At 61.9% G+C, this 19,995-nt stretch carries 18 protein-coding genes; 14 read left to right on the top strand and 4 right to left on the bottom strand.

Annotated features, from left to right (window positions below; translation table 11 throughout):
- The first annotated feature begins 41 nt into the window (after positions 1-41).
- The 8 genes from E4633_RS05605 to E4633_RS05640 all read left to right on the top strand — a co-directional run bounded on the left by E4633_RS05605 (position 42) and on the right by E4633_RS05640 (position 7,008).
- Entirely contained in the window at positions 42-1,298 is a 1,257-nt protein-coding gene (locus E4633_RS05605) for a glutamate-5-semialdehyde dehydrogenase (protein ID WP_135869249.1), read from the top strand.
- Between the two features lie 134 nt (positions 1,299-1,432).
- Positions 1,433-2,083 carry a nicotinate-nucleotide adenylyltransferase gene (nadD, locus tag E4633_RS05610; RefSeq protein WP_135869250.1) on the top strand — a complete coding sequence of 217 codons (651 nt, stop codon included), beginning with the start codon at positions 1,433-1,435 and terminating at the stop codon, positions 2,081-2,083.
- Entirely contained in the window at positions 2,073-2,459 is a 387-nt protein-coding gene (gene rsfS, locus E4633_RS05615; protein ID WP_135869251.1) for a ribosome silencing factor, read from the top strand. The genes nadD and rsfS overlap by 11 nt, the downstream gene beginning before the upstream one ends.
- Complete coding sequence (locus E4633_RS05620; protein WP_135869252.1) at positions 2,456-2,920, top strand: 23S rRNA (pseudouridine(1915)-N(3))-methyltransferase RlmH; 465 nt, start codon at positions 2,456-2,458, stop codon at positions 2,918-2,920. Before rsfS ends, E4633_RS05620 begins: the two co-directional genes overlap by 4 nt.
- Before the next feature lie 82 nt (positions 2,921-3,002).
- Positions 3,003-4,541: a 2,3-bisphosphoglycerate-independent phosphoglycerate mutase gene (gene gpmI, locus E4633_RS05625; RefSeq protein ID WP_135869253.1), complete on the top strand. Its 1,539-nt coding sequence runs from the start codon at positions 3,003-3,005 to the stop codon at positions 4,539-4,541.
- A gap of 115 nt (positions 4,542-4,656) precedes the next feature.
- Positions 4,657-5,319 (top strand): flavodoxin family protein, encoded by a 663-nt coding sequence (locus tag E4633_RS05630; protein WP_135869254.1) that lies wholly within the window; start codon positions 4,657-4,659, stop codon positions 5,317-5,319.
- Between the two features lie 157 nt (positions 5,320-5,476).
- Complete coding sequence (locus tag E4633_RS05635) at positions 5,477-6,130, top strand: lactate utilization protein (RefSeq protein WP_135869255.1); 654 nt, start codon at positions 5,477-5,479, stop codon at positions 6,128-6,130.
- Positions 6,131-6,270: 140 nt separating this feature from the next.
- Positions 6,271-7,008 (top strand): ComF family protein, encoded by a 738-nt coding sequence (locus E4633_RS05640; RefSeq protein ID WP_135869256.1) that lies wholly within the window; start codon positions 6,271-6,273, stop codon positions 7,006-7,008.
- A 15-nt stretch (positions 7,009-7,023) separates the two neighbouring features.
- Here E4633_RS05640 and E4633_RS05645 read toward each other — a convergent pair whose 3' ends face one another.
- A complete protein-coding gene (locus E4633_RS05645) occupies positions 7,024-7,623 on the bottom strand; it encodes a DUF2845 domain-containing protein (RefSeq protein WP_135869257.1) in 600 nt (199 codons plus the stop codon).
- Positions 7,624-8,213: 590 nt separating this feature from the next.
- Between E4633_RS05645 and E4633_RS05650 the strand changes: the two genes are divergently transcribed.
- The 3 genes from E4633_RS05650 to E4633_RS05660 all read left to right on the top strand — a co-directional run bounded on the left by E4633_RS05650 (position 8,214) and on the right by E4633_RS05660 (position 11,768).
- A complete protein-coding gene (locus E4633_RS05650; RefSeq protein WP_135869258.1) occupies positions 8,214-9,707 on the top strand; it encodes a hypothetical protein in 1,494 nt (497 codons plus the stop codon).
- Between the two features lie 91 nt (positions 9,708-9,798).
- The gene (locus tag E4633_RS05655; RefSeq protein WP_135869259.1) at positions 9,799-10,785 is read left to right on the top strand and encodes a prenyltransferase/squalene oxidase repeat-containing protein; all 987 of its coding nucleotides are present in this window, start codon (positions 9,799-9,801) and stop codon (positions 10,783-10,785) included.
- A gap of 11 nt (positions 10,786-10,796) precedes the next feature.
- Positions 10,797-11,768, top strand: a complete 972-nt coding sequence (locus E4633_RS05660) for a peptidylprolyl isomerase (protein WP_246037917.1) — start codon at positions 10,797-10,799, stop codon at positions 11,766-11,768.
- 101 nt (positions 11,769-11,869) lie between these two features.
- On the opposite strand, the gene E4633_RS05665 is transcribed toward E4633_RS05660, so the two are convergent.
- On the bottom strand, positions 11,870-14,362 hold the full coding sequence (locus tag E4633_RS05665) for a helicase C-terminal domain-containing protein (RefSeq protein WP_135869261.1): 2,493 nt from the start codon (positions 14,360-14,362) through the stop codon (positions 11,870-11,872).
- Between the two features lie 117 nt (positions 14,363-14,479).
- Here E4633_RS05665 and E4633_RS05670 point away from each other — a divergent pair, with 117 nt between their 5' ends.
- Positions 14,480-15,421 (top strand): TIGR01212 family radical SAM protein, encoded by a 942-nt coding sequence (locus E4633_RS05670; RefSeq protein ID WP_135869262.1) that lies wholly within the window; start codon positions 14,480-14,482, stop codon positions 15,419-15,421.
- Here the strand turns inward: E4633_RS05670 and E4633_RS05675 are convergent.
- Positions 15,418-16,095, bottom strand: a complete 678-nt coding sequence (locus tag E4633_RS05675; protein ID WP_135869263.1) for a hypothetical protein — start codon at positions 16,093-16,095, stop codon at positions 15,418-15,420. The genes E4633_RS05670 and E4633_RS05675 overlap by 4 nt on opposite strands.
- 194 nt (positions 16,096-16,289) lie before the next feature.
- Between E4633_RS05675 and pdxR the strand changes: the two genes are divergently transcribed.
- Positions 16,290-17,726, top strand: coding sequence for a MocR-like pyridoxine biosynthesis transcription factor PdxR (gene pdxR / locus E4633_RS05680; RefSeq protein WP_135869264.1), 1,437 nt, complete (start codon positions 16,290-16,292; stop codon positions 17,724-17,726).
- A gap of 69 nt (positions 17,727-17,795) precedes the next feature.
- Entirely contained in the window at positions 17,796-18,593 is a 798-nt protein-coding gene (locus tag E4633_RS05685) for an FRG domain-containing protein (RefSeq protein WP_135869265.1), read from the top strand.
- 101 nt (positions 18,594-18,694) lie between these two features.
- On the opposite strand, the gene E4633_RS05690 is transcribed toward E4633_RS05685, so the two are convergent.
- Positions 18,695-19,927 (bottom strand): BamA/TamA family outer membrane protein, encoded by a 1,233-nt coding sequence (locus tag E4633_RS05690; protein ID WP_135869266.1) that lies wholly within the window; start codon positions 19,925-19,927, stop codon positions 18,695-18,697.
- Positions 19,928-19,995 lie beyond the last annotated feature (68 nt).

A 19,995-nucleotide genomic window follows, 5' to 3' on the forward strand; every position in this document is an offset into this window, starting at 1 on the left:
GGTGAGGGGGCGGTTCAGCCTTACAAAAGTTGGAGGTACACATGTCAGTCGCCGAACAGATCCGCACCATCGCCGCCGAGGCGAGGCAGGCTTCCTTTGCCATGGCGAAACTCTCTTCCGCCGTCAAAAACGAGCTCCTGCTCGACATGGCGCACGGACTGGTGAATAACTGCGAGCAGATCATCGCCGAAAACAAGAAGGACCTCGAAGCCGGCAAAGAGCGCGGCCTCTCCACTGCCATGCTGGACCGCCTCATGCTGAACGAGGTGCGCATCAAGGGTATGGCGGACGCCATCCGCGAGGTCGCCGCTCTCCCCGACCCGGTGGGGGAGGTGACCGGCATGTGGAAGCGCCCCAACGACCTCATGGTCGGCAAGATGCGCATCCCGCTCGGGGTAATCGGCATCATCTACGAGTCCCGGCCGAACGTTACTTCGGACGCCGCGGTGCTCTGCCTTAAAAGCGGCAACGCCGTGGTGCTGCGCGGCGGCTCCGAGGCGATCCACTCGAACCTCGCCATCGCTGAGATCCTGAAAGCCGAGCTAGCCAAGCGCAATATCCCGGCGGCAGCCCTGTCGCTCATCCCCTTCACCGAGCGCGAGGGGGTGACCGAGATGCTCAAGCAGGAGGAGTTCATCGACGTGATCATCCCGAGGGGGGGCGAGAGCCTGATCCGCTTCGTGGTCGAGAACTCGAAGATCCCGGTGATCAAGCACTACAAGGGTGTCTGCCACATCTTCGTCGACGCCACCGCCGACTTCGACATGGCGCGCGACATCATCATCAACGCGAAGGTGCAGCGCCCCGGCGTCTGCAACGCCTTGGAGACCCTGCTCATCCACAAGGACGTCGCGGAGCGCTTCGTCCCCTTCATTTTCCAGGCGCTTTCCGAGCAGAAGGTGGAGGTGAGGGGAGACGAGGAATTCCGCAGGTTTGCGCCGCAGGCTGGGGCGGCGACCGAGGAGGACTGGTACGCCGAATACCTGGAGCTGATCCTGGCGGCCCGGGTGGTGGACGATATGGATGCCGCCATCGACCACATCAACCGTTACTGCTCGCTGCACACCGAGTCCATCATCACCGGCGACTACGGGAACGCCCAGCGCTTCATCCGCGAGGTGAACTCGGGGGTGGTCATGGTGAACGCATCGACCCGCTTCTCGGACGGCAACCAGCTTGGCCTGGGGGCGGAGATCGGCATCTCGACCACGAAGCTTCATTCCTTCGGCCCGATGGGGCTCACCGACCTCACCACCACGAAGTTCATCGTGTACGGGTCCGGCCAGGTGCGGTCTTAAAGGCTTCAACGCAAAGACGCAGAGCCGCAAAGACGCAAAGTTGAAAAGCAACAAGAAGTGTTTTCTTAGCGACTCCGCGCCTTGGCGCCTTTGCGTTAAAGCCTTGGTCTTCCTCCACTACTGGAGCCATGACAATGAAAATTGGGATACTGGGCGGCACGTTCAACCCGATCCATAACGCGCACCTGCGCATCGCCGAGGAGGTGCGCGACCTGTTCCAACTGGACCGGGTCATCTTCATCCCGGCGGCGACTCCGCCGCATAAGCCGCAGGTGGGCGAGCTTTCCTTCGCGAGCCGTCTCGAGATGGTGCGCCTGGCGGTCGCCGACAACCCGAGCTTCGAGGTGTCGGACATGGAGGCGGTGCGCGGTGGTCGCTCCTATTCGGTGGACACCCTGAGCCAGCTGCGCGCCGAGCGCCCGGAGGACGAGCTCTTCTTCATCATCGGCGCCGACTCCTTCAACGACATCGCCGCCTGGCACCGTTACGACGAGATCTTCACGCTTTGCAACGTGGTGAGCGTTCAGCGTCCCGGCTCCACCATCACGAGTCTCGCCAAGGCCCTCCCTGTTGCCATAGCAGGTGAGTTCTGCTATGATTCGGCGGCTAAACGCCTGAATCACAGCTCAGGGCACTGTGTTTATGCATTGGATGGCGTACTGCTAGACATATCTTCAAGTCACATTCGCCGGCTCGTTAAGGCCGGCCGCTCGGTCAAGTACCTCCTTCCGGAGGCCGTCGAGCACTACATAAAGGAACAAGGGTTATACGTTGATGCAAGATAAAGTGGTAATTCCGGCCGTGGAACGCGCCGTGAAATGTGCGGCATTCGCGCTGGACAAGAAGGCGCTCAACGTCAAGGTGCTCGAGATCAAGAACATCTCCAGCATCGCTGACTACCTGGTGCTCGCCACCGGGCGCTCCGACCGCCAGGTGCAGGCCATGGCCGAATCGGTCAAGCAGGGGCTCAAGCCGATCGACCGGGCGATCGACACCGAAGGGTACGATGAAGGGCGCTGGATCATCGTCGATTTCGGGGACGTCATCGTGCACCTCTTCCAGGAGGAAGTGCGCGCCATCTACAACCTGGACGAACTCTGGTCGAGGGCGCCCAAGGTAGAGATCCCCGAGGAGTACCTCTGGGAGCACAAGGAAAAATGAGACTTAAGCTCCTTTGGGTCGGCAAGACCCAGGAGAGCTGGGTCCGCACCGGCATCGATGAGTACGCAGGACGGGTGAGGCGTTACGCGCCGCTGGAGATCCTGGAAGCTCGTGAGGAGAAGGGCGCGCAGGCGGCCGCCATGCGCGAGCGCGAATGCGAGCGGCTCACCAAGCTCCTCCCGAAGGGGGGGAGGCTGGTGCTCCTCGACGAGCGGGGCGAGCAGATGAGCTCCCCCGAGTTCGCCTCCTTTCTCTCCAAAAACCGCGACCAGGGGACCCAGGACCTCGTCTTTGCCATCGGTGGCGCCTACGGCTTCACCGAAGGCTTCCGCAAGGAGGCCTTCAAGTCGATCTCGCTCTCCAGGATGACCTTTACGCACCAGATGGTCCGGGTGTTCCTGCTGGAGCAGATCTACCGCGGCTTCACCATAATGAACGGTGAGCCGTACCATCATGAGTAATGCAAGCTGTTGATCAAAGGTGAAGACGTTCTGCTTCACCTTTTTTAATTGGATCTAATATTCCTAATGAGGGAGAAATGCCATGCCGAAGAAGCCTCTGCTCTTGATGATCCTTGACGGCTGGGGGATCAACGCCGAAACGGAAGCCAACGCCGTCGCCCAGGCCGCTACCCCCAACATGAACCGCCTGACCGCGGAGTATCCCTCCGGCCAGATCGACGGCTCCGGCCTCGCGGTCGGGCTTCCCGCCGGGCAGATGGGGAACTCCGAGGTCGGCCACACCAACATCGGTGCCGGCCGCGTCGTGTACCAGGATCTGACCAGGATCAGCAAGTCGATCATCGACGGCGACTTCTTCACCAACCCCGCTATCATCGCCTGCATGGAAAAGGCGAAAGCGGGGACCGGTCGGCTGCACCTCGCCGGTCTTCTCTCCGACGGCGGCGTGCACTCCCACGACACTCATCTTTACGCCCTCATCGAGATGGCGAAGCGCCATGGCGTTTCCGAAGTCTTCGTGCACTGCCTGCTGGACGGGCGCGATACCCCGCCTCAAAGCGGCGCCGAGTACCTGCGCAACCTGGAAAACGAGATCGCTCGCCTTGGCTGCGGCAGAATCGCCACGGTGATCGGCCGTTATTACGCCATGGACCGCGACAACCGCTGGGACCGCGTCGAGAAGGCGTACCGCGCCATGGTCTCCGGGGATGGGAATCCTTTCCCCAGTGCCGAGGCCGCCATCAGGCAGAGCTATGCCGACGGGGTCACCGACGAGTTCGTGTTGCCCAGCGTGATCATGAACGGGGGCATTCCAGTGGGCAGGATGCAGGACGGCGACGGCTTCATCTTCTTCAACTTCCGCTCCGACCGTGCCCGCGAGATCACCCGCGCCTTCACCGATCCCGCTTTCAGCGGCTTTACCCGCGATGTCTGGCCGAGGCTTGCCTCCTACGTCTGCATGACCAGTTATGACGAGACCTTCGACCTTCCCGTAGCCTTCGGGCCGGAGGAACTGGTCAACATCTTCCCGGAGGTGGTCAGCAACGCCGGGCTAACCCAGCTGAGGATCGCGGAGACCGAGAAGTACGCCCACGTCACCTTCTTCTTCAACGGCGGCAGGGAGGAGGCGTTTCCCGGTGAGGACCGCGCCCTGATTCCTTCCCCGAAGGAGGTGGCGACCTACGACCAGAAGCCGGAGATGAGCGCGTACCTCGTGGCCGATGAGCTCATGAAGCGGCTCGACGAAGACAAGTACGACGTGATCATCCTGAACTTCGCCAACGCGGACATGGTCGGTCACACCGGGATCTTCGCCGCCGCGGTTAAGGCGGTTGAGGCGGTTGACGAGTGTGTCGGCAAGCTGGTGCAGAAGGTGCGCGAGAAGGGGGGGATCACCATAATCACCGCCGACCACGGCAACGCGGAGATGATGCAGGACGAGCAGGGTGGACCGCACACTGCCCACACCTGCGACATGGCGCCGGTGGTGCTGGTGGACGACGCGAGGAAGGACGCGAAGCTGCGTACCGGCGTGCTCGCCGACCTCGCGCCCACCATGCTGGAACTTCTCGGCCTGCCGCAGCCCAAGGAGATGACCGGGAAGAGCTTGCTCGCGCACTAGACGAGTTGGACCGGTTGGACCAGTCGGACGGGTCAGACCAGTCCGACGTGTCGGAGGGGCTGGACAGGCTGGACTGGCTGGTAAAATGCTGCAAAAGCTTGAAAGGAGAAACCGCATGAAGATCGTTGCCATTAACGGCAGCCCCCGGGGGATGAACGGCACCACCGGCAGGCTTTTGGAAGAGGTGCTGGCGGGCGCGGCCCAGGCCGGCGCCGACATCGAGGTGGTCTCGCTTTCTGAGACCCCGATCAAGCCGTGTGTCGCCTGCGACGCCTGCCACAAGGTCGGCATCTGCCCGGTGAAGGACGACTACGAAATCGTCAAGGACAAACTCATAGCGGCGGACGCCTTCATCCTTGCGACGCCTAACTACCTCCTGAGCATCACGGCCCAGTTGAAGGCGTTTCTGGACCGCTGCAACGGCCTCATCCACCTGACCGCCCTGGAAGGGAAGTACTCGGCGCTGGTGGAGACCTCCGGCGGCGGAGGTGACGAGGAGCCTCTCGAGTACATGCAGCGCATCGTCAACGCCATGGGCGCCCAGAACGTCGGGAGCATCGGCTCGCCGGGGATGGGGCCGCGCATGTTCCCCGACCAGGAGGCGCTGTTCCAGAAGGCGCGTGCCCTCGGCAAGGAGCTCTGCGACAGCGTGCGCGAGAAACGCTCCTTCCCCGAGCAGGACGGCTTCCGCCTCGGCTTCAAGGAGCGCATGAGCCACCTCATCGGTTTCATGGGGGAATGCTGGCCCTACGAGAAGGAATACCTGGCGAAGAGATAGGTCACTCATAGGGGCCCGGCCCCTGAACGTACATCTCCTCCCCCTGGAGGGGGGAGGTCGGGAGGGGGGCAGCTAAACCTCTTCCCCCTCCCTAACCCTCCCCCTCCGGGGGAGGGGACTTGGCGTGTTCAATTATCCATTGCTATTGGAGAAAAACATGAGCAATACCGAAGAACTGAACAACTGGGCCTATGCGCAGAAGTGCAAGAAGGCGGTGGAGAACCTGAAGAAAAACGGCTTCGATGCGCTCTACTGTCATAACGGCGAAGAGGTCTTCCACTACATCGTGAACGAGTCCGAGCCGGCGAAAAGCGTAGGTTTCGGCGGCTCCCTCTCCATTGCGGACTTAAAGCTTGCCGACAAGCTGAAGGGGATGGGGAAGGAGATCCTGAACCACGGGGCGCCCGGTCTCTCCCCGGAGGAGAAGCTCGCCATCACAAGGCGACAGCTTACCTGCGACCTTTTCCTGACCGGGAGTAACGCGGTCACCCTTTCCGGCGTGTTGGTGAACATCGACGGCAACGGCAACCGTGCCGCCGCCATGTTCTTCGGGCCGCAGAAGGTGATCGTCGTGGTGGGGCGCAACAAGCTGGTGGACGGCAGCATAGAGGACGCGGTGCAGCGGGTGAGGACCTACGCTTCGCCCCCCAACGCGAAGCGGCTGAATCTCTCCACCCCCTGCACCACCACCGGCTTCTGCTCGGACTGCAACTCTCCGCAGCGCATCTGCCGCGTGACCACCATAATCGAGAAGAAGCCGCGTAACACCGACATCAAGGTGCTCGTGGTGAACGAGGATATGGGGCTTTAACGGCTGAAGACGTTCTACGTTCTGCGTTCTACGTTCTACGTAAAACCCACAACAGACTCCATGGCCGCTTTCCTACGGGTTTTGCCTTTGAACGTAGAACGTAGAACCTAGAACGTAGAACCTGTTCTTTTGGGGGTTCCATGTTCTTGCGCCCTCTGCTGGACCTCTTCTTTCCGCCGCTGTGCCATGTGTGCAGGGCGTACCTCCCGCCGGGCGGTGCGGAGCACGGACTCCCCCGCCCCTTCATCTGCCACGATTGCCTCGCCAAGATCGAATTCCTCGAAGCACCCCTATGCACCACCTGCGGCATCCCCTTCGCCACTGAAGGCGGTGCTTCCCATACCTGCGGCGCCTGCCTGCAACACCCCCCTTTTCATACCTGCCGTTCTGCTGCGGCCCTGGACGGGCCGGTCCGGGAACTGATCCACCGCTTCAAGTACCGCGACAGGCCGCACCTGAGCGAACCGCTCGGTCTCCTAGCCTTCCCGAGACTGGAGATATTCCTGAAGGATTTCGCGCCGGAGTGCGTGGTGCCGGTGCCGCTGCACCGCAAAAGACTCAGGCAGCGCGGCTATAACCAGTCGCAGTTGATCGGTGAAGTGCTCGCGAGAACGCTTGGCGCGCCGCAGCAGGTGGGGAATTTGTGCCGGTGGCGCTGGACGGAACCACAGACGGGGCTTGATGCAGGGGACAGAGTGACGAACGTGAGGGGGGCCTTCGGCGTGCGCGATCCCGAGAGACTGGCTGGGAAGAGGGTGCTACTGGTGGACGACGTCCTTACCACCGGCAGCACCATGCGTGCCTGTGTGGATGCGCTGCGGGAAGCGAAAGTCGCGGCGGTCGCCGCGGTGACCGTGGCGCGAGGGCTTCAACCCTAGCTCCTTCCGTTTTGCCTATTTTCCGAACTCGCGCTGGCGGATGCCGGTGGCCCGGCCATCTTCGAAACGTATCGTGTAACCGGGAAGATCCCGACCATAGCGGTAGGTCCAATCCGTCACGGCTACGGAAGTCCGCCGGGTGATTTCGCCGTCGGTACTCTCGAGCACCTTGTCCGCCTGCTTCTCACGTGCAAGCGGCTCCCCGCATTTCATATAGGCATCCACCATGGTGTCACCCACGGCAAGTCCCTCGCCGTTGCGGCAGTTGGGCATCATCGGGTCGCGCATGCTGCCGTACCCCAAAAGGCGCGTTTCGGCCACTTTCCCGTTGAGAAAGATGATGCTCTGCATGAACTCTTGCGCGCCGGTGTCGAAGATCCATTCCTCGTAGGTCGTCGTCTTCCGCTTCTTCGTTTTGCCGTCCGACTCCTCTTCCCAAAGATCACGCTTGTCCTTGAGGGTAGGGACCTGACACAGGGCCGCCACCTCGTCCATCGGCTGTCCCACCAGGATTTCCTGGTTGCATGGAGCTGCCTCCCCACCAGCGGGGAAGGTCAGAACCGCCGCCACTGCCGCGGCGATTACCACAGTGCACCACGTACTACGACTCCTCATGTTCGCACCTCTTTTCGTAGTCAGCCGCAGGGCGCGGCCACTTGTCCGCCACCTAATAGCACAACAAAATCGAAAGCGCCATCAACAATGTGCAAACAACGGCTGTGCAAGCCTGCCCTTTGGGCGGCAGTGAGGCGACCGCCCAAAGTGGGAAGTCCGAATCTGTCTGTTTTGCGAACACACTCCTATCGTGCTGATTTGTCGTGTAATACTGTGATCTGGATCACAAGGTGCGAGTGGCTCAATGGACCAGTCATTTTAGCACGTTAGGGCGATGTACCTAAGCTGCTGAGGCCTTCCCCTCTGCGTAAAATAACCCCGGTTGGGTGTCGGTATTTGTCTTATGGGGATTTTGCCCCTCATTAATAGAGAAAACCCTATGTTTTTGGTCGCCTTCTTTTAATGAGTTAGTGGCTTTTGCCCCACTGGCATGTTCCCTGCTATTAGAAGCCACGTCTGCATACCGGGTGCGGACACAAGCATTAGCCGGTTCCGTCGGGTGAGGTACCCACCCTAGGCGGACCGGAGGGGTCTCCCCCCCCTGCCAAAGGGGAGAATGGTTCCACATCAAAAAGGAGGTAACACAAGGCATGAAATTGAAGAAACTCGTACCTGCGCTGGCCTTGACCGCAGCGGCCCTTACCGCCGTTGCCGCTCCGGCTCTTGCCGGCAGAACCACCACCCCCAGCTCTTACAAGGTGGTGGCCTGGAATGACCTTGGTATGCATTGCGCCTGCCCGACCTTCGCCGGGTTCCTGCTCCTTCCCCCGTTCAACACGGTCAGGGCTCAGGTCCTGGGATACGGCAGCAACGACCCCGTCATCATTGATTCGACCAATGCCGGCACCTACGGCGTGACCGTCAGCTATGCGATGGCCGACAACACCGAAGCCACCCTGCAGGCTGACCCCTACTTCCAGCAGTGGATCACCTACGCTCCGAAACTCTTCCCGGGCTTCGCACCGGTTTCCGGCGGCAAGGTCCAGGGCCTGGGCGGCAAAGGCATCTCAGGCAGCATGACCTACGACACCAACCTGAAGGACTGGACCGCCGTAGGCATCCCGGCGTACCCGCTGGTTGACGCGAACTCCTCTAAGAACGTCATGACCGATCCGCTGGGCGGCGCGAACCGCAACCCGTACCCGATGACCAACGTGTACGTGAAAAACGCCTCCGGCACAATCCTGGCGCAGACCAGCACCGTGACCCCGGTCGCCTTCGGCGGCTGCTGCTCCTGCCACCTTTCGCTGGCCGCAGCCAACGGCTACCCCGCGACTGCTTCCGGCTCCTTCGCCTACCTCGGCAAGATGCACGGGATGAACTCCAGCAAGATCGACTTCAACTACCTCGACCCGACCGGCGACGGCACTTCCGGCCCGATCCGCTGCTCCTGGTGTCACTGGGATCCGGCGATGGGCGAGACCGCAGCTCCGGGCCTTGCCAACGTCTGGCCGAACTACGTGATCATGACTGGCGCAGGCTTCACCAAGGCTGACATCAAGGTTTCCCAGTACTCCTTCTCCGACGTGCTGCACCGCTTCCACAGCCAGAGCACCAAGGTTCTCACCCAGTACGACGCCAACGTTGCCACCAACTGCTACGACTGCCACCCGGGCAACAACGTCAACTGCTACCGCGGTTCGCACAAGGCCAAGACCGCACTCTGGTGCGTCGATTGTCACGGCAACCTGAACCAGCGTACCGCTGCCGGCCAACTGGCCCAGCCGTGGAAAGCTTCCACCCTGCCGTCCTGCACCGCTGCCAGCGCAGGCGCCAACCCGGCCTTCGCCTGCCACGCCACCAACATCGTGGGCGGCACCGTCTATCCGACCAGCCCGACCCTGTTCGGCAAGTTCATCAACGGTCGCGGTCACAAGGGGAGCATCAAGTGCCAGACCTGCCACGGCTCCGCACATGCCGAGGCTCCGTCGACCATGACGCTTGACAACACCCAGCTGTCAAACCTGCAGGGTAGCACCAGCTACAGCTTCCCGGCCGGCAAAGACAAAACCTACGCTCTCGGCGTCTGCGTCTACTGCCATCCGACCAAGACCTCGACCTGGGGCGTTCCGCCGCACCTCTAATTTCATGTAATGCAGTGCTGCCAGGGGGGGAGGATTTTCTCTCCCCCCCTTCCAAACCCATTCAAAAGTCCGCTGCACACGGAGTGATGTCATGTTTATGAAAAGCCGCATGTTTCAGGTGATTGCCACCGTTGTCCTCATAGCCGCCCTGGCCGCCCCTGCGCTCGCCAAGGAGAAGGCGAAGGGGAAAGCCAACGGCGGAGAGTTTGATTTCAAGAAGACCAGCCAGTTCATCCGCGAGATGGAAGGTCGCCCGGATTTCCCGGTGGCCACCGTGATCGCCAACGACTACGTCTACACGCTCCTCGCCATGGGGGAAAAGATAGATGCCGGGCGGCAGAACGCCATCATCGTCAACGTGAAGCTCGGCCAGCAGAAAAACGGCGGGTTCACCCCGGATAAGACCAACAAGAACGCCTCGATCCTCTATACCGACGTCGCGCTGGAGACCCTGTCGCTGCTCAATGCCGGCAACGCCATCGATCGCGCGAAGGTGAAGAGCTTTGCCGCTTCCCTTAAAAACGCCGACGGCGGTTTCGGCTTCAGCCAGGAGGCCAAGAAATCCTCGCTTGCCACCACCTACTACGCGGTGCATGTGCTGAAGGCGGTGAACGGTATCGACGCCGTGGAAAAGGCGAAGACCGTCGAGTACGTGAAAGCCTTTGCCAAGAAGGACGGAGGCTTCGGTCCGGAGAAAGGGACGGGCGTCGCGAACGCACGCAGCACCTATATGGCGGCCTATGTCCTGAACGCCCTGGGGGCACTCGATGAGGCGACCGCCAAGAAAGCGGTGCAGTTCCTGGAGAAGACCCCTTATCTCGACAAGAAGAGCAAGGAGCGTCCCGACCTCGACGAGCAGCTGTACGCAATCCGCGCCCTCAGGGAAGTAGGCGCTGGCAACCGGGTCGACAAGGCCATCGCCCTCAATTTCATGAAGCGCCTGTACATCAAGGTGAACGGCGGCTTCGGCCCCCTCGAGGGGTACGGTTCCACCCCGGACTCCACCACCACCGCGCTGCGCATCCTGAGCGAAATCGGGAAGGCGAAAGGTGCGGTTCCGCTGGTGGCTAAAAGGTAAAGGAGATGCAGATGTTTTCGTTCAACAAGATGACACGATCGGCTGCCGCCGTTTCCCTCTTGGCCCTGGCGGCCTGCGCGGCCGAGCCGGCTAAGGATTCCCCCCAGGCCACGGTGGAGAAGGTGAACGGCGCCCCCATCACCCGGGCCCAGCTCGACCGGACCATAAAGGCCCTGGTCGGGCAGCGCGACCTGAAGCAGTTGCCGCCGGACATGCTCAAGAAGGCGACCGAGGCGGCGCTCAACCAGTTGACTGCGGCGGAGCTCCTCTACCAAGACGGCATCAAGCTGGGTGTGAAGGACTTGGACAAGCAGGTGACCGAGCGCATCACGCAGAGCAAGTACCAGTACCCCTCCCAGGCCGAGTTCGACAAGGCTTTGAAGTCGGTCGACATGACCCAGAAGGACCTGGAGGAGGCGGCACGCAAGGACATCGTGATCAACAACCTCATCGTGCAGCGCTTCGCCGACAAGGCTGATGTCGCTGATGCGGAGGTCCGCAAGTACTACGAGGAGAACAAGCTGAAGCAGTTCACCCAGGGGGAAAGGCTCAAGGTGAGCCACATCCTGATCGGCGTGGCCAAGGATGCGTCCATCGATGCCAAGCGGCAGGCAATGGAGAAGGCAATGGCAGTGCTTAAGCGGGTCAAGGGTGGGGAGCCCTTCGCCGACGTGGCGAAGAAAGAGTCGACATCGCCGACCAAGGATCAGGGCGGGAGCATCGGCATCATCGGCAGGGGGCAGACCATGCCGCCTTTCGAGAAGGCGGCCTTCGCCCTCAAGCCGGGTGAGATCAGCAACGTCGTGGAGACCGCGCTTGGTTACCACGTCATCAAGGTGGAGCAGAAGCTGCCGCCGGCGACCGAGCGTTATGAGGACGTGAAGAACCAGATCGCCGGGAACATCAAGCGCGAGAAGATCCGCCAGCTGCTCGCCACCTACGTGGAACAGCTGCGCGGCAAGGCGAAGATAGAAAAGGTTTAGTTTCCGCCGCAGCGGAAATGCGATGCGGGACGAGCTGAATGGGTCGGCGTCCCGCCCTTGAAATGGAAAGGGCCAACTGTGCAGTTGGCCCTATTTTTTGATCAGCGCGAAGCGAAGAAGGCGTCCAGCCTGCGGCAGATCTCCTCTTCCGGCGCCTTCATGACCGAAACGCCGTGCAGCGCGGTCAAAAAGATCTTCCCGTAGTTCTTGGTGAGCACGCGGGAGTCGAGGATCAGCACGGCACCACGGTCTTCCTTGCTTCGTATCAGCCTTCCGAATCCCTGCTTGAACTTGATCACCGCCTGCGGGACGGTGTACCCCATGAAGGGGTCGCCTCCCTTGGCGGTGATGTGCTCGCTGCGCGCCTCCAGGATCGGCTCGGTGGGAACCCGGAAGGGGAGCCGGGTGATCACGACGAGTTCTAGTCCGCGCCCCTGCACGTCCACACCCTCCCAGAAAGAGTCGGTACCGAAGAGAACCGGGTTAGTCGAGCTGCGGAACCTGGACAGGAGCATGTGCCGGTTGGTCTCCCCCTGGCGCATCGGGGTGAGGCCGGACGATTTGAGCGTCTCAACAAGCCGGTTGTAGACCCGGACCAGGAGATCATAAGAGGTGAAGAGCACGAAAGCCCGCCCCTGCGAGATCCTGAGTGCGTCCAGGAGGTGGCTGCAAAGGCGTGCCTCGAACATGGGGGAGGTCGGTTCCGGCATGTCGGAGGGGACGGCGACCAGCGCCTGGTGCTCGTAGTCGAAGGGGGAGGGTAAAAGGAGCTCGCTCACCCGCTCCTTGGCGAGGAGCTCGATGCCGGTGCGGTGCTTCAGGAAGTCGAACTTCTCCCCGATGGCAAGGGTCGCCGAGGTGAGCACCACGGTCTTGAAGCGATCGAGGATCGCCTTCTTGATGGACTCGGCCACCTCAAGCGGCGAGCAGCAGAGCTTCACCAGGGGGCCTTTCCTCAGTTCGAACCAGCGGCAGAACTCTTCCTCCTGCGCCATGAAGAACCTGAGCGCATCCACGGCACATTCAATTCTTCCCTTCACGCCGCGCAGGTCGGTGAGCGGCCCGGCGAGCTTGTCCAGCACCTTGTCGGAGAGTTTCTCGCACCCCTTCAAGAATCTCTGCATGGCGAGGGCGTACTCCGAGAGCTCCTTGCACATCACCTCTATCTGCGGCGTAACCTCCTGCCAAAGCGGTGTCTGGTAGAGGGCCGGTGTCACCCTGAGCTTCTGTTCGGCTCCGTTTTTGTTCAGCTTTTGGAAAAGCGTCTCGCCGATGGCGTCCATGCCGCGGGTGCAGGCGTCGAGGACGGCGACCCGGCGCGGGATGAGGGTTCCTTCCAAGACCTCGGCGATCTCGAGGTAAAGGTCGTCCTGCGACTCCGGGACCGCGGCGGAGAGCTGGGTCGAGAGTTGCGGGAGCACACCCCGGTGCGCCTTTCTCGGGTGCTGCAGCTTACCCATCAGCTTCACGAGCCCGAGCCGGGAGACCTGGCTGGAGAGGAAGCTCGTGGCCACGTCCTCCAGGTGGTGCCCCTCGTCGAAGACGAGCCGGGTGAAGGGGGGGAGGATGGCGGTGGCGTCGTAGCCGGTTTCCTGGCGCACTGACAGATCGGCCAGGAGCAGGGCGTGGTTCACCACGAGGAGGTCGGCGCCGGCCGCCTCGCGTCTTGCCTTGTAGAAGAAGCAGCGCGGGTAGTCCGGGCACTTGACCCGGCCGCACTGGTCCGACTCGCAGCAGAGCTCCTCCCAAACCTCCTCCTTCGGGATGAAGGCCAGGTCGCCGCGGCAGCCGTCATCGGTCTTCTTGCTCCAGGCGACAATGGCGTCGAGTTCCCGGGCGGTGTCGTCCTTGAAGAGCGAGCCGTCCGCCGCGTTCACCTGCAGCTTTCTGAGGCAAAGGTAATTGCTCCGTCCCTTGACCAGCACGGCCCGGAACTGCACACCGGCGTGCTTTTGCAGGAAGGGGATGTCCTTCTGGATCAGCTGCTCCTGGAGGTTGATGGTGTTCGTCGAGATCACCACCCGCTCCTTGTTGCGCACCGACCAGAGCGCAGAAGGGAGGAGGTAAGCGAGCGACTTCCCCGTGCCGGTCCCCGCCTCGACGATGGCGACCTTCTCCTCGTTGAAGGCCTCCGCGAGGTTCAGGGCCATCCTGGTCTGCTCGGGTCGGTGCTCGTAGCCGGAAAGGGCCTGGGCCAAAACGCCGTCCGGGGCGTAGAAGTGCTCGACCTCCGGGTAGGAGATGCGCTCGACCACCTTCCTCGCGAAGGGTGCTACCACCTGGTTCGCGCGGGAGGCGTCGTTGTTGACGATGTAGAAGCCGACCCCCTGGTTCCCCAGGAGGGACGCGATCTCGATGTCGGGCTGCGAGGGGGTGAGATTGCCGGAGGGGTGGTTGTGGATCACGACGTCGCCGAAGGAACAGGCGATCATGATGGCGGGAACGGCGTCCTTGTTGCCGCGGGCGAGCGGTTCGACCTGGACGACGATGCGTGCCTCGTCGGTGCGGCCGAGGAAGAAGACCTCGTTGCCGCCTGCTTCCTGTATGGCGTTTCTTAGCTGCTCGCAGGCGAGCGGGGAAAAGTACTTTTGCATGGCCCGGTTGAAGATACAGGGTTTGGGTGGGGGAGGCAACTGAAAAGCAGGCACGCCCGGGCGCGGTCATTGATCCGGTGCCGCCATATATGTTAGAAGAGAGGCCGAGGAGATTTCATGCAGCGTTACAACGCATTTTCGGAAGAGCTTAAGCGGGTGTTCGGCTGCAAGGTGCAGCGCCTGTCGGTGGACGCGGGCTTCACCTGCCCGAACCGCGACGGCGCCGTCGGGACGGACGGTTGCATCTTCTGCGGCGGCAAGGGGTCGGGCTCCTACGGCATCCTGCAGGGGGTGGGGGTCGCGGAGCAGCTCGAGCACGCCAAGGAGGTCATGGTCAGAAAGTACAAGGCCTCCCGCTTCATCGCCTACTTCCAGTCCTACTCCAACACCTACGCTCCGGTGGAACAGCTGCGCCGGCTCTACGACGAGGCGCTTTCCGTGCCGGATGTCGTCGGGCTCATCGTAGGCACCCGGCCCGACTGCCTTCCGGCCGAAACCCTGGACCTCCTCGCCGAATACGCCCGGCGCTGCTATTTCTGGCTCGAACTCGGCCTGCAGTCGCCGCTGGAGCGGACCCTTGCCGCGATCAACCGCGGTCACGATCTCGCCTCTTTCAGTACCGCCGTGAGCGAGTGTCAAAAACGCGGCATCCGCGTCTGCGCCCATATCATCCTGGGACTCCCCGGCGAAAGCCGCGAAGAGATGCTCTCCGGCGCGGAGTTTCTGAACCGCTGCGGCGTCGACGGCGTAAAGATTCACCTCTTGCACGTGATGCGCGGCACCCGGCTTGCCAAGATGTACCGGGAAGGGCAAGTGCCGCTGCTGGACCGGGACAGCTATGTCGGGCTTGTCTGCGATTTCCTGGAGCGGCTCGACCCGAGGATCGTGGTGCAGCGCCTGACCGGCGACGGCAACCGCAAAGACCTCATCGCGCCGCTTTGGTCACTGGCAAAGTTCGAGGTGCTGAACTGCATCGATCACGAGCTGGAGCGGAGAAAGACCAGGCAGGGTGCGCGCTTTGCCGGCTCCGACGTCGCCCTGCCTGACACGGTGTCCTAGTTCCAGGCGTGCGGCTTGGTAACCTGGCGGCGGCCGCCTTCGTTCCGCGCCAGCATCTTCGGAGCTTCCATCCTTTTCGCAAAGGCCGGGCGCCAGAAATAGGAGTCGGCTGCTTCTGTGCCGCCATCCTTTTTGATCCTCAGCAGCACGCCGGTTTCAGCCTCGGGTGCATAACAGAACTTGGTCAGCAGCCGCGCCGGTCTTTTCACCTCGAGGCTGTAGCTGCCGTTTCCTTCCTCAGTCAGGCGGTCCTTCGTCCCCAGTTCGCCCACGCCCCGGTTCCGCTCGATGCCCTGTCCGTCGCGGCGTTTCTCCAGGTAACTAAGCCAGATTTTGCTCGGCTGGCCGACCACCGTTCTCAGTCCTACCTCGTCCTCGTAACCGAACCGTCCGAAGGAAACCGCGGCTATGTCGTCCCGGGTCAGTCCGGTGACCGGCTTGCCGTTGCCGTCCTGCGCGGTGAAGTCGATGCGCAGGGAGCCGTCGTTGGCGACGGTCACCCACCCTATCTTCAGTTCCATCCGTTCAGCCTGTTCTTTTGCCGCGGTTTTATGGGTAACCTTGCCTGCCGTGCCGGCACGTTCTCCTGCCGCGGCGGTCATGGGAGACGCCGCCAGCAGCGCGGTGGCAATGATGGTCATGACGGTGAGGAAGTTCAGTTTTGCACCTTTCATAGTGTCCTCCTGTGGGTGGGGCGGCCCGGCTCTGTCTGGGGGGTACGGCCCCGCGATATTTACAACGCTGTAAATCTGGTGTAAGGATAGGGCGCAAACAGTATCCCTGTGAAGGGCCACATTTCATAAATTTTATGGATACACTTCGTTTACGGTTTTGCGGCAGTGCCGACGGCGAAGCGGGAGAACGCGCGATGATATACCTTAACCCGGAGTCGAAAAAGCCTTTGTATCAGCAGCTTTACGAGCAGCTGAAGCAGAACATCGTCACCGGGGAATACGAGAAGGGGAGCCGGCTGACATCGACAAGGGATCTCGCCAAAAATCTGTCCATCGCGCGCAACACGGTGGAGGCGGCTTACGACCAGCTCTGCATCGAGGGGTACGTGGAGGGAAGGCACGGGTCGGGATACGTGGTGCAGGATCTTCAGGAAGACCTGCTGCATTTTCCCGGCATGACGTCTGACGAGGATGAGGCGCCGCACATCCCGGCGGGGGGTGCGGGACCGGATGAGCCGGTGCCCGCGCAGTCCCGGCCGGTGAAGTACAACTTCTCCTACGGGGACTTCGACCCGCACTCCTTCCCGCACGCGCTCTGGCGCCGCCTGAACAACGAGGTGCTGACCTCGATGAAGGTCGACTCCATCGCCTATTACGGCGACAAGCAGGGGGAGCTGCAATTGCGGCGGGAGCTGGCGAAGTACCTGCGTCAGTCGCGCGGTGTCAAATGTTCGCCGGAGCAGATCGTGGTCGGCGCGGGGCTCCAGGACCTGGCCATGATGATCTGCCTGCTGTTTCCGCTTAAGGAGCGGATCCTCGGCATGGAGGAGCCCGGGTACGACTTCACCAGGGTCATTTTCGGGAACCACGGCTACCAGGTGCTTCCCATTCCGGTCGGCGAATCGGGCATCGACCCTGCCGCGCTGAAAAAGAGCGGGGCTCGGCTCGCCTACGTGACCCCATCGCATCAGCTCCCCACCGGGGTGGTGATGCCGATCCAGCACCGCATGCGGTTGCTGCAATGGGCGGAGCAAAGCGGCGGGGTCATCATCGAGGACGACTACGACAGCGAGTTCCGCTACCGAACCCGGCCGATCCCGGCCCTGCAGTCGATCGATCGCCAGGAGCGAGTCATCTACCTCGGCACCTTTTCCAAGGCGTTTGCGCCGGGGCTGCGCATGGGGTACATGGTGTTGCCGCAATGGCTCCTCGCGAGGTACCACACCGTCTTCGAGCGCTACAAGTGCACCGTCCCGAGGTTGCAGCAGTACGTGGCGGCGAGCCTTTTGTCGGGGGGGCATTGGGACCGGCACCTGAGGAAGGTCTGTCTGGTCAACAAGAAGAAGCACGAAGTGCTGGTGCAGTCGATTCAGCGGGAGATGGGGGACCGGGTGCGGATTTACGGGCAGAACGCAGGGTTGCACGTGCTGCTCGAGCATTTCACCGGAGAGAGCCAGGAGGCGATGGTGGAGCGGGCGGCGGCGTACCGGGTGAAGGTGTCGCCGACGCGCCAGTTCTGGCAGAACCCGGAGTCCGCGCCGGAGAACCTGATCATGATAGGGTTTGGCGGCCTCTCCGCGGAGGAGATCGCCGAAGGGATCAAGCTCTTAAGCCGGGCTTGGTTCGGTTGAGGCTGCCGGAAAGATTATTTATGGTTAACTCTTGTGGTGCCGCGCGGCGGCACAGTCAGGGAGGGTACCATGGACATCTCCGGCGAGATCACGTCATTCGAGGACTTCCGCAAGCTCATCATCAAGACCGCCCCAGGCTCCTGGAACTTCTTCCGGGGCGAGAGCCGCGATTTCTACACGTTGGTACCAAAGATAGGGCGTTTGACGCCGGACCCCGGTGCTGCGGGTGGGCGTCCTGCCGGCGAGGTGATGCCGGCCGACATCTACGGGGAGTATCAGGCGTTGCAGGAGTTCAAGAAGTCGGGACGTCACCTGGTCGAAGTGCAGCCGGCGACGGAATGGGAGTGGCTGGCCCTGGCGCAGCACCACGGACTTCCGACGCGTCTTCTGGACTGGTCGGTTAACCCGCTGATCGCCCTGTACTTCGCCGTCGCCGAGCCCTACGCCGATCTCGACCTGCGCCGGGACCGGCTGAACAACCCCTGCTACAGCGGCGGTGCCGCCTTCTACATCGCGCACACCATGTACGGCCTTTCCGAGATCGACGAGAAGGCGAACCCCTTCGAGGCGGAGACCTGTTTCTTCATGGCGCCGGTGATCGCCTCCCGGATAAAGGCCCAAAGCGGCGTCTTCTCCTTGTTGCGCAACCCGTGGCGGGCGCTGGAGGAGCAGCTCACGCCGCGCGAGCACATCCGGAAGTACCGCATCCCTTTCGAGAACCGCGCCTTTCTGGCCCAGGAGCTGAAGCTTCTCGGCATCAACCACGCCTTCGTCTTCGCCGACCTCGATGGTCTTGCCCGTTACATCCAGGAGAAGGTTTCCGACCGGATCGACCCCCAGCAGTCCCTCGCCCACCGGCATACCTAACATTAATCACTTAAGTAACGTAGAACGTAGGACCTAAAACCTAAAACCTAAAACCTAGAACGTTGAACGTTGAACGTTGAACGTTGAACGTTGAACGGCAGTTAGAACGGGTACCCAAGCCCCACGAACACAGCGGCGCCGTCCTTGCCGAAGCCGACGTCGATGCGTCCCAGGATGTTGGGGCGGACCACGGCGCGGAAGCCGACCCCCGGGTTCACCTCGAGGTTTCCAACGCGCAGATCCCCGAAGGAATCCATTACCCCCCCGATGTCGACGAAAGGCGCCAGCTCCCAGTCCGCCCGTACGTCGAAGACCTCCCACCTGAAGAGCCGGATGCGCTCCTCCAAGTTGCACAGTACGTACGAGTTGTCGATGAAACGGTTCTTGCCAAACCCCCTGAGGGTGTTCTCGCCCCCCAGGATGCTCCGCTCTAGAAACGGTATCGAGCTGCCGCGCGTCTGGCCGAAAGCGACGCGCCCGGCGCTGATGAAGCGGGTGTCAGGCACCGGGAAGAACCCCTTGAGCTCGCCCTCGTAGCGGCCGAAGCCGGCGGTGCTTCCCAGCCCGGCGAGGCTTCCTTCCAGCGTGAGGCGCGCGCGGACCCCGGAACTTGCCATCGCGGGTGCGTCCAGGGTGCTGTAGACCACGGAGATGGACTGGGCGTGGGTGGCGAAGCCGTCGCTGCCGGGGATCTCGTCTACGGTGAAATGGTCGCGCAGGTACTGGAGCTTCTTGACCGCCCCCTCGTCGACGGTCAGCTTTCTCACGCGATCACCGAGGAAGAGGATCGTATTGGTAAGAATGGGATAGCCCGCGGACGCGGTGAAGCCGTATTCCCGGTCGGCGAAGTTGGTTTCGTCGACGGCCTTGCTTTCCGAGCCGAAGCCGAAGAAGCGGGCCGAGCCGTCGGTGAAGCTGTACAAAAAGGCGTTCAGCTCGAGCTTTTGCTCCATGAGGTGCTGGTCGCGGACCCGCACCTCGTAGTCCTCGTTGACCCTGGTGGACTTGGAGAGGTTGAACTCGATGCTGCGCAAGGGGGATGGGTACATGGCGCCGTAGATAGTGCCAGTGGTGCCGAAGTTCTCGTTCTGGTTCAGCTGGGGCGCGAAGAGCGCCGAGACTTCGTCCTTCTCGTTGTGCAGGAGAAATGCGGTAAGCGCCCCGTAGGTCACCCCCTCATTCGGGCTCGTGGCTATCACCGGCAGCGGGATGGTGACCATCTTTGTGTACGGTTGCGCCGGCGAGGAGGTGGGCAGGACCGTGGAGGGAATGAAGCTGGTGCAACCGGCAAGGAGCGAGAAAAGGATGGAAAATAAAATGGAAAACGCGCGCATAGTGTCCGTTTCGGCAAGGCTCGGGTGAGCATCTAATTTATTGGGTTTTCCGGGGCAAGCTCACCTCC

Source organism: Geomonas terrae (assembly GCF_004791675.1).
GTDB classification, from domain to species: Bacteria; Desulfobacterota; Desulfuromonadia; order Geobacterales; family Geobacteraceae; genus Geomonas; species Geomonas edaphica.